9 protein-coding genes are annotated in these 10424 nt (G+C 52.6%); 3 read left to right on the top strand and 6 right to left on the bottom strand.

The window, feature by feature from the left end; translation table 11 throughout:
• Positions 1–148: 148 nt before the first annotated feature.
• Entirely contained in the window at positions 149–3592 is a 3444-nt protein-coding gene (gene recC, locus KCG43_RS17280) for an exodeoxyribonuclease V subunit gamma (RefSeq protein WP_218386491.1), read from the bottom strand.
• Between the two features lie 104 nt (positions 3593–3696).
• On the bottom strand, positions 3697–4668 hold the full coding sequence (locus KCG43_RS17285) for a TDT family transporter (protein WP_218386493.1): 972 nt from the start codon (positions 4666–4668) through the stop codon (positions 3697–3699).
• Between the two features lie 136 nt (positions 4669–4804).
• Here KCG43_RS17285 and KCG43_RS17290 point away from each other — a divergent pair, with 136 nt between their 5' ends.
• Positions 4805–5743 (top strand): LysR substrate-binding domain-containing protein, encoded by a 939-nt coding sequence (locus KCG43_RS17290; protein ID WP_218386495.1) that lies wholly within the window; start codon positions 4805–4807, stop codon positions 5741–5743.
• On the opposite strand, the gene KCG43_RS17295 is transcribed toward KCG43_RS17290, so the two are convergent.
• Entirely contained in the window at positions 5690–6373 is a 684-nt protein-coding gene (locus KCG43_RS17295; RefSeq protein WP_192017545.1) for a DNA-3-methyladenine glycosylase I, read from the bottom strand. The two genes, KCG43_RS17290 and KCG43_RS17295, sit on opposite strands and share 54 nt — an antisense overlap.
• 96 nt (positions 6374–6469) lie before the next feature.
• Here KCG43_RS17295 and KCG43_RS17300 point away from each other — a divergent pair, with 96 nt between their 5' ends.
• Together KCG43_RS17300 and dapD are read left to right on the top strand one after the other, a co-directional pair.
• Positions 6470–6772: a YebG family protein gene (locus tag KCG43_RS17300; RefSeq protein WP_192017544.1), complete on the top strand. Its 303-nt coding sequence runs from the start codon at positions 6470–6472 to the stop codon at positions 6770–6772.
• Between the two features lie 256 nt (positions 6773–7028).
• The gene (dapD, locus tag KCG43_RS17305) at positions 7029–8060 is read left to right on the top strand and encodes a 2,3,4,5-tetrahydropyridine-2,6-dicarboxylate N-succinyltransferase (protein ID WP_218386497.1); all 1032 of its coding nucleotides are present in this window, start codon (positions 7029–7031) and stop codon (positions 8058–8060) included.
• Positions 8061–8120: 60 nt separating this feature from the next.
• Here dapD and KCG43_RS17310 read toward each other — a convergent pair whose 3' ends face one another.
• The 3 genes from KCG43_RS17310 to KCG43_RS17320 form a co-directional block, all read right to left on the bottom strand.
• Positions 8121–8447 (bottom strand): DUF2799 domain-containing protein, encoded by a 327-nt coding sequence (locus KCG43_RS17310; protein WP_192017542.1) that lies wholly within the window; start codon positions 8445–8447, stop codon positions 8121–8123.
• 86 nt (positions 8448–8533) lie between these two features.
• A complete protein-coding gene (locus KCG43_RS17315) occupies positions 8534–9736 on the bottom strand; it encodes a multidrug effflux MFS transporter (protein ID WP_192017541.1) in 1203 nt (400 codons plus the stop codon).
• Positions 9737–9875: 139 nt separating this feature from the next.
• Positions 9876–10193: a hypothetical protein gene (locus tag KCG43_RS17320; protein ID WP_192017540.1), complete on the bottom strand. Its 318-nt coding sequence runs from the start codon at positions 10191–10193 to the stop codon at positions 9876–9878.
• Positions 10194–10424 lie beyond the last annotated feature (231 nt).

Below are 10424 nucleotides of genomic sequence, written 5' to 3' on the forward strand. Positions count from 1 at the left end.
GTTTCACATTTTCAGTGCCGGGCTTTCGGTAGTATCGCTGCCAAGAAATTTGGTCTACCTCTGGACCTTGTGGCCGACCGGTGAACACCCTACACCTTATAACGATTTTGCCGGCGGCCACCTCGCATCTTTCTCCTCGCACCTTCCACTAAGCTATCTCTTCAAGATGCATCAACACAGGCTGTAACACCCGCCGCGCCCAATCCATTGCCTCAATGGCAAGATCGTCCTGCCAGTTCGGCCAGACCCGGGCGATGTAAGCATTGCTGCCTTCACCGCTGAACAGATAACTGTCGTTAAACACCACGGCCATTTTGGTGAATGCTTTTTCCTGACTGTCTTCATCTGTCAGCCAGTGCCCGCTTTTGTCGCGCAGCGCCTCCAGGCCGGCCTGCGCCGTTCGCGGAAAATAAGGCAAAGGGGATGACTGTCCGGCCAGATACCCTTCTGTCAGCATAGTCAGTTGCTCTCTGGCGTACGCTGCCTCAACGGGCCGCAGACGAACATGCTTGTCAATACCCAGTATATGGCTATCGGCGGTTATCCCCTGTACCGACATCGCCAGATGCTCCAGCCAGGCATGAACAAGATCCTGGGTCCGCACTTTGCCGGGCCTGAAGTGAATCACTCCAGACGCAGTATAATGGCGGATCCAGCCTAGTAACCGGCACTGCCCGGAAGAGATCGCCATCGGCAGGTCAATTTCCGGATCCTCGAGTGGTGAGGCAAGCAAACCGGCAATTCGCTCAGCCAGCGGGGCTATCTGCTGTTGTTCCTGCTCCAGAGTCAGCTCACCAAATGCCGCAATCGGCAAGGTGCCGGCCGCCTGCTGCATTGCCTGAAAACGGCTCATCGCTTCGGGGCGGGTTTGCGCTTCGAGCATAGTGGTCAGCAAATGTGCCCGCAGCTGATAACTCTGCCGGCCATCGAGCGCAAAGGGTTCTTCATCCACCATGGCCCCAGCAGCGGCGTCAAAATACACCTTGAGACGCCGGTTAAAAAAGTACTGCACCGGCAGGCGCCAGAAGCGCTGCAACTCTGCCATTTCAATCACAGGCAGTGAGGCGGATGACTCCGCCAGATCCGTCAGCGCAAACGGGGACAGCGATTGCGACAGAAAATCCACAGTGTCGACCGTGATGCGCCGTGCCGCGGGCAGCCATTCGGCGGCATAGCTGGGCAATGTTCCCAGAAACGCCTGCGGGCTGAACGGCGTCAGTGGATGGTGGTGAGTCAACCAGCGGATCAAACGCTCCGCGGAGTCTTCAGGAGGCAGCGCGCTGTCTCCCTGCAGACAAAAACCCTGCTGGCAATAATCCAGTAACTCACTGAGCAGGACGGAAGGCATTTTTTCGCTGTTATCCTGAATAGAGCGCCCGACATAACTGATGTACAGCTGCTGCTGGGCAGACAGGAGTGCTTCCAGAAACAGGTATCTGTCATCGTCGCGGCGAGAACGGTCACCGGCGCGCTGGCGCCCCACCATCAGATCAAAGCCTTCAGGGGCAATCGTTCTGGGATACACACCATCATTCATTCCCAGCAGACAGACCACTTTAAACGGGATCGAACGCATCGGCATCAGAGTACAGAAGTTTATCTGACCGGCCAGAAAGCGCTGACTGACACGCTCGCCGCTCAGCTTATCATTGAGGTAATCGCGCATGATCGCTGGCGTCAGCGCTTGCTGATAACCGGCATCATCCAGCTGTTGCTCCAGTTGCTGCAGCTTTTCCCGGATCAGACGCAGCACCAGTTCGCCTTCAGTATCGACACTGAAAAAGTCATCCAGCAGCTGATTCAGCACACTGAACCACTCTACCGCCGAATGTGGCTGATTGAGTACCCGGCGGTAATGGATTAGTTGCTCAACAAAGACACTGAGCTGACCGGCCAGTTCGGCATCCATGCCCTGCACTTCATCATAGGCCAGTACCCCCTGATACAAACCCGCCTGCGCCGGCATCGCATAGCCAAGCAACATACGCTGCAGCCCGAACAGCCAGGTATTTTGCTGCTGCACCGGCAGTGAAAATTCGCTCGCCGTGTCGGCATCCAGTCCCCAGCGGATCCCGGCTTCCTCAATCCAGCCCTTTACCTGCATGAAACGATCGCTGTCGAGATTAAACCGCTTCATGATGGCCGGTACTTCCAGCAATTCCGTCAGCTCAGAGGCATGACAACGGCTATTGGGCAAATCCAGCAAGCGCAGACAGGCCAGCAGTACGGGGTTTTCCTGATCGGCACTGCGGTCAGAAATGGAAAATGGCAGGTAGCGCTCAGACGGCGCATTACCGAAAACGGCCTGAATATAAGGGCTGTAGGCATTGATATCGGCAACCATGACCACGATATCGCGTGGCGACAGGCCGGGATCGGCATCCAGCATCGCCAGCAAATTATCATAGAGAACTTCCACTTCCCGCATCGGTGAGTGGCAGACGTGCACCGACAAAGAGCGGTCTTGCGCCTCAACCGGCTGTTTGTGCCGGCTGTCGGCCAGCAGCTGGTCATTCACTCTGTCTTCCAGGTTCAGGATGTCCGACTGAATGCTGTGCAGCAGGCTGTCAGACTGAATATCGACAAACGCATCAACTTCATAGGCCTGTAATTCCGACAGCAGATACAGATTGTCCCGTCCCAGCTTACCCAGTGACGCTAACAATGTGTTGCCAACTGCGGCATCCTGATGCGTTTCGTCAATCAGGTTATCTTCCAGCGAGCCTTTGAGTATCCCCTCGGCCCCGGCCTTCTCGCTGTGTTGATCCTGCCAAATCACCTGCTGACGCTGCTGCGCTGCCAGCCGGGCCAGATACTTGCGATCTCTGACATCCCCCCAGTAGTGGCGACAAGGATTGGTAAACATCAGGTGCACATCAATGTGCTGCCCCAACGCCGCCAGGGCATCCATATAGCGTGGCGGCAGCGCTGAGATACCGAAGACAAACAGACGCTGAGGTAATCCATCCGGTAGCTCTGTCCCGGACTGGGCGTAATGCGTCAGCGTTTCAATAAACTGCTGATACAAATTAGCGCGGTGGTATGGCGATTGCCCCTGCGCCAGAATGTGGTCATACAGCGCCTGCCATAACACCGGCTGCCAGGAGTGATCGCCCGCCAGTTCAGGATCAATGTGCCCCGCTTCCCACTCCTGTATCCACTCCGGCCGGTACACCAGATACTGATCAAAAATGTCGGCAATTTTTCCGGCCAGCTGAAAACGGCGCTGCTGATGGGCATCCTCTGCAAGGTAACGCGCCAGTGGCGCAAATTCCGGCTGCTCCAGCAATCCGGGCAGCACCTGCATCAGCGACCAGGTCATGGCGTCTTTATTGAAGGCACTGCGTGCCGGCACGTCCTGCAGCACTTTGGTGAACATGTCCCAGATGAAGGTCGCTGGCAGCGGAAAAGTAATATTGGCGGCCACGCCCAGCGACTGGGCCAGTTCGAGTTTGAGCCATTGTGACATGCCCGGACTCTGCACCAGAATCTGCTCAGGGATAAAAGGGTCTGAAAGCGGATCCCGGCGGATCAGCTCAACCAACAAAGACTTCAGCAGATCCAGCTGGTTGGAATGGTAGACAGTAAACACGCATCAGGCTCGCTGGCAGAGAATAATGCCATGATTGTCTACCAAGGCACGCAGGGTGTAAACAGCAGTGCCTGTGATGACCGCCGACCTTTCGCTTCAATGCATTACATCGCTGCTCTGCGATAGCCTACCTCAGCGGTACAATAATGGGCCAGATAGCGCACTATGACATAACTGACCACCACAGTAGCGATTAACAGCTCGGCCAGAGCCAGCACCTGAACCTGATGCGCGTAGTCGGCCAGCAGGGGCTGAGTGCTCATCCAGTGAGCCGTTTTGTACAAGGCCGTCGCCCCGATCACCATAGGGAACGTAAACGCGGCATAAGCCGGACTGAAGGGTAATCGCAAGAGTCTGAAGAAGGCCAGATAAATCACCAGCGTCATCAGCAATCCGATACTCGCCAGCAGCGCTACCAGTAACACTGAAGGGTGCGCCGTCACTGTCAGATAACCCGCCAGTGACAAACTGGCCGGTGCCGCCAAAATCGCAATGGTCGGCTTGGCCGCATCCGGTACTTGATGACAGAAAATCAGCCGGTATAACATCACGGGCAGCATCAGGGCGTAAGCACTCAGGCCAAACACCATCAAGCCCTGCGCCAGGGGTGCCAGCGCCCCACCCGGAAAAGTGACATCGGCCACTATGATACCGACAGGCGGCACAAACCAGCTGGGCACCATATGGTGCAGCTCAAACCGGCTCAAGCGGTGGAAGACAAAGCAGGCTAAAAACGCCAGATGCAAGATCACAGCCGCCAGCCACAATACTAACCCGGCAAGCGGCAGATATTTCGCCAGCGCATGAGAAACCACCATAAGTGCCATCGAAAAAGTAGGCACGACACTGCCGACCACAGGGTGCTTCAAATCCTGCCACAGTAACTGAGGATGTAAAACAAACTTCAGCGTCAGCCCCAGCAGCATCACAGCGGCAATGACGGCACTGCCCGTTTGCGCCATACCTTGAAATGGCGCCGCATTCTCCCAGCACCAGCCCAGGCTGGCAATGGCCAGCGCCAGCCCGGCCATGGGTGTCGGCATCAAGGTAAACCGATTTTTCCAGGCTTGATTCATGATTTGCTCTCCATCACATCCGATTCGTTTTTTGTTCTTTTTGTCGATAGAGGCAGTGTACTTCTCTCGCATGGTTTAGAATAATTGAATAAATTTAAACAATAGTTAAATTTAATTTAACCGATAAAGAACGACTATGAACATTGCGCTGAAACAATTAAGAGTCTTCGTTGCCGTAGCACAGGAAAAAACCATTACTGCTGCCGCCGAGCGGCTGTTTCTAACCAAGCCGGCTGTCAGCATGGCGCTGGCCGAGCTGGAAAAACAACTCAGCCAGCCACTGTTTGATCGCCACAACAACCGGCTGACCCTGAACAGCGAAGGCAAGCGCCTGTTACCTCTGGCCGATGAACTGCTCCAGCGTACCCAGAGTATTGAACAACTCTTCGCACAAACCGGCGCGTTGTCCGGCAGCTTGGCTGTAGGTTCCAGCGATACCGTAGGTAATCAGCTCACGCCTTTTCTGCTGCGGGATTTCAGGGCGCAGACAGCACATACTGACCAGTCACTGCTGATCGGCAATACCGCGTCAATCGTGAAAAAGTTAGGTGATTTTGAACTGGATATCGGACTGGTTGAAGGCCGGGTCACGGAAAAACACTTGGTAAGCCAACCCTGGCTTAAGGATGAGATGGTAATTATCGGTCATCCCGAGCACCCACTGCTGACCAGAAACAACCTGTCTCTGTCAGATTTTGAACACTCGGAATGGGTACTCAGGGAAGCTGGATCCGGCACCCGGGATTATTTCCTGCATCATCTCGCCCCGGGAATTGATAACTGGCAGCTGGCCTTTGAGCTCAACACCACAGAAGCCATTATCAACAGCGTCGCCGCCGGACTGGGCCTGACCTGTTTATCGCGGCGCGCGGTCCATCATGCAGTACAGGAAAAACGCGTGGCTGAACTGCCCATCACGCTGAGCAAGCAGAGACAATACTGGCTGCTGTATCACAAAGACAAATACAACAGCCCGCTGTTATCTGCATTTATTGCATTCTGCCAGCATTGGCAACCGGGCTCAGATCCGGTTATCGCCGCCACTGAAGGCAATGATCTGGCTGATCTGACATAAAGGCCGGCCGGATTCCTGCTGCCAGTCATTAAACGCCGCCTGTGCCGCCGACAGGGAGCGCTGGGTGTCCCGACCGCCATCAATAATTCCGGTACTGCGCAGGTAAGCTTCAACATCCTGGCTGAGAATAAAAGTATCTTTGCCCATCACCCGCAATGTATAGGGGCCGGTATTACCGCCCAAACGCTTACCTTTACTTTTCAGATAGTGCCATAAGCCGATAATGTCATCCGATGGCCATGCTGCGACCATAGCGGCAAACGAGCCGTGCTCTTTCGCGGCTCGGTGAATCATGTACGCATTTTCCGGAATCGTCATGACTTTGCCGAGATGACGGATAATGGCCGGATCTGTGGCTTTTCGCTCCCACATTTCGTTCGGCACCAGCAATAACTTTTCTATATCAAAGCCAAAGAATACCGACTCAAAACCGTCCCACTTTTGCCTGACCACTTTCCAGCTCATACCAGACTGGAACACTTTCTGCGTAAAGGCGGCCAGCCAGCGATCATCGGCAATGGCGGTCAACGCCTCTGCACTAAGCGGGGCCGACAACAAGCTTTCCAACGCCGCCTTGCCCCCTTTGCGATCAGCGGCACGGGTATAAATTTGTTCAAATTTTTCTCTCATGCTCACAAGAACACCTTCTGTCAGAACTCAGCACTGGACTATGCCTTTATCCTACTGTATAAAAAACCAGTTAATCAATATCTGGAGAGGGTGACCATGGCTGTTATCGTCAAATATGTAGTAGAGCGCAACGGAGAAGAGAAGATGACTTTTACCTCTAAATCTGAAGCTGATGCCTACGATAAAATGTTGGATATGGCTGACGAGCTGTTTGCTGTTCTGAGTGAAAGCAAACTGCTTGAAGACGAAGCCAAACAGGAAGAATTAGCACTATTCCTGGCACAAGAGCGTGAAAAAGTCCTTGTCGCTCTGGGGGCGAAAAAAGCCAAACCCGCCGCTAAAAAGAAAGCGGTAGAACCCGAAGCTGTGCAAGACGACGCTGACAGCGAAGCCGCCTGAGTCAGTCCCCTTGACGATGAATAATAAACCTCCGCCGGGAGGTTTATTTATTTCCGTGTTTATTCACAAAGACTGATTTTATATGTGGTTAAGTGCGGATTTTCGTCATTTCTCAGTCATTTTACCATGAATGGCAGATTTCCCCTTCAATATCCCGCTCAGTCTCTTTATGATGGGAACATCTCACTTTTTTAATATCAGACAGACTGCCATACATTGCAGTCGTTATCCCTTTTGACATGGAGACCATTTCATCATGGCGACATTTTCTCTAGCCCTGGGTACCGCGACCAAAAACCGTGACGGTAAAATCATCGAAGCTTTCTTCCCGACCCCGCTGCTGAATCCAGCTCAGGCTCTGGTTGATACCATCGCAAAAGTTGTTGATTACCAGGAAGGTAACCAAGCCATTGAGATTACCCCGGCTCAGGCGGCTGAACTAGCCGGTGCTTTCGCAGCGAATGGCGAGCAAGCCAGTGCTGGTTTTGCTGAAAAAGCAGCACAATCCAGCCAGTCTCTCGTGGTAGTCATTCTGGCTGCTGATACGGCGCCGGCTTCTGTTGCTGAAGGCTTCCTGAAACTGCAATTGATCTCTCAGCGACTGGTTAAGCCTCATGGTCTGGTACTGGACGGTATCTTTGGTTTGCTGCACAACATTGCCTGGACCAATAAAGGCCCGATTGATCTGCCTGAACTGGCAGAGCGTCAGATTGAAGCTCGCCTGAGCGGCGAGGTGCTGAGCGTCGATTGCGTTGATAAATTCCCGAAAATGGTCGATTACATAGTCCCGGCTGGCGTGCGAATTGCCGATACCTCCCGTGTTCGCCTCGGCGCTCACGTCGGTGAAGGTACCACAGTGATGCACGAAGGCTTTATCAACTTTAATGCTGGTACAACAGGTGTGAGCATGGTTGAAGGCCGTATTTCTGCCGGTGTTGTGGTCGGCGATGGTTCCGATATCGGCGGCGGCGCTTCTATCATGGGTACCCTGAGTGGCGGCGGTAAAGTGGTCATTGCGATTGGTGAAAACAGCCTGCTGGGTGCCAATGCCGGTCTTGGCTTCCCGCTTGGCGATCGTTGTACCATTGAGTCTGGCTTGTATGTCACCGCAGGCACCAAAGTAACTATGCTGGATGCAGATGGCAATGTCGTTGAAACCGTCAAGGCACGTGATCTGGCGGGCAAATCCGATCTGCTGTTCCGTCGTAACTCAGTAAGCGGCGCGATCGAATGTCTGACCAATAAAACTGCGGTTGAGCTGAACAGCGAGCTGCACAGCAACAACTGATCCTCAGTCACTGAGTGAAAGATCGCAAAAGGCTGCCAATGGCAGCCTTTCTTATTTGTATCAGTAGCCTCTTTCCGCCAGCCCGAACTGGCTGGCATCTTGCCGGCATTCATCTGGGTAACCTGGGTTAAGCGCTGTGGTCACTGTTTTCTTACCCGTGCAGTACTCATATCGCCCCTGCAGATAGCCCGCGCGGTATTTTTCATAATCAGATTCAGACATCACGCCAAGCCGGTCCAGGCGCTTTTTCTCCCACTCCTGATAACCATACTCTCCGTGATAAGCCCCCAGTTCCTGCCATTCACCATGCTGAGACAAGTTAGCCTCATACTGACTGACACAAGCCGATAGCAAAATAATCACCACCAAACAGATCAGCTGACGCATACGACCTCCTCAGCCAACTGCGATCCGGTGTCTTAAGTATGGAAGAATATCTCTGGCGTGAGAAAGTTTCTCATCTGAGCCTTTTATCAAGGCTGGCTCAGTTCCAGCGATGCCTGCCGCCCTGATTCACTTCTTACCCCCAGATTCACCAATACGATCCCAAGAAATGCGGCGCTCAGCAATACTGCCCCAAGATGCCAGGGCTGGCTGATCCCCATCTGTAACAGGCAATGGCTGATAACAGACGCCGCAACCATCTGGCAAGCCCCGGATAACGCAGACACAGTCCCTGCTTTTTCACCGTACGGAACCAAAAGCATCGACTGTGCACACGGAAAAGCAATGCCGTTTGTCATCGCCAGCAGAAAATGGGCCGCTGACATCCAGACCGGGTCTAACGGGGCCAACACATACACAGCGGCCGAGACCAATTGCATCAAAGGTGCCAGCTGCAACATTCTTGCTGTCCCCAACTTTGGCCGTAAGCGCTGACACAGCAAACCACCCAAAAGCAGTCCGCAAGCCGGCACCATAGCCCACATCGCATACTGGTCAGAGCTTATCCCTAACTGAACTTGCATAATGTAGGGCATCATGGAAATTGCCAGTACAACCATGGCAAAATTGATCCAGCCTATACCGGCAAATGTCAGGAAATGGCGGTCTTTAAACAAAGACAGGTAATTACCCGCAAGTTGCTTAACTGAAGGTGGCATGCCTGTTGTCTTTAAGGTTTCGCGAAAGCTAAATACAAGCAATAACCAAACCAGTGCGATGTAAGCAATAAGCAGCACAAAAACAGAAAGCCAGCCCAGATAATGATTAACCATACCGCCAATCACTGGGGCCATAATAGGAGTAAATGCGGCAACAATGGCTAACCAAGTCATGGCTTTCGCCAGATTTTGCTTTTGGTAGCTATCCCGGATTGTCGCCCTGGCCAGTACAGACACACTGCCGGCCCCACAGCCCTGAATAAAGCGTCCAAGCAATAATCCGGAAAACGATTCCGCTTTGAAAATCACCAGTGCAACACCGAACAAAGCTATCATTACCCCAGCAAGCAATACTGGCCGACGACCCAGCACGTCAGAAAGCGGACCGTAAACCAGCTGTGAGGGACCAAAACCTAAAAGATAAATGGCAACCAGAAGCTGTGTTTGATCTGAGGTCAATGTCAGATCCTGTCCAATCCAGGGTAACAATGGAAACACCAGGCCAAGACTGAGCTGACCAATACTGACAATCAAACAAGCAAATAACAGGGGTTTCCAATGGAATGCTGGCATACATTTCTCTATATCGATAACAACACAGATATTATGCCTGCATACTGGTCAGGAATAAGCCATCATTGGCAACAGGAGCTATGTCCTGACAGGAAAGAATAGCCGCACTGTTTTACGGCTATTTCATGAAGTGAAAGACTTAGGAGTCGGAGCTCTGTGCTTTTTGAATCACATAACGAAACGGATTAGTGAAAGAGAACTTGCTGCCCTGAGTGGTAACCCGCCCCTGTTTCATTGCAACCAGCACTTCGCGCTGTACTCTGACTAATGAAAAGAAACGTATCACCATAAACACAATAAATATCGGCATGATGATTTGCGCCATGGAGGCTGACTTTAACAAGAAATCATTCCCTAACCAGACCGCGAGCATCACCAGCATCAGGTACAAGGAATGCGGTTTCAGTGTAATAGTGACAGAATCAGCGGTTTCTTGCCGCTCGTAGAATAAACTCATGGCGAATTATCTTTAATCATCCCAGAAAAATTGCCCTAACCCTCTCACAGCCTCACACCTAAGGCAAGAGCTTAACCAACCAAATTGTAACCAGTTTCTACCTGCTAGAGCGGGCTCAGAACCAGACTGTTTCATAGCAGCCAGCAATTGGATATGAGCATAGTGCGCAGCACTTTTTGGGTCGCAGAAATGCAAAAAAGCCCCAGTCTGTCGACTGGGGCTTTCAATAAT

Origin of the sequence: Photobacterium sp. WH24 (genome assembly GCF_019204055.1) — a bacterium.
GTDB lineage: Bacteria > Pseudomonadota > Gammaproteobacteria > Enterobacterales > Vibrionaceae > Photobacterium > Photobacterium arenosum.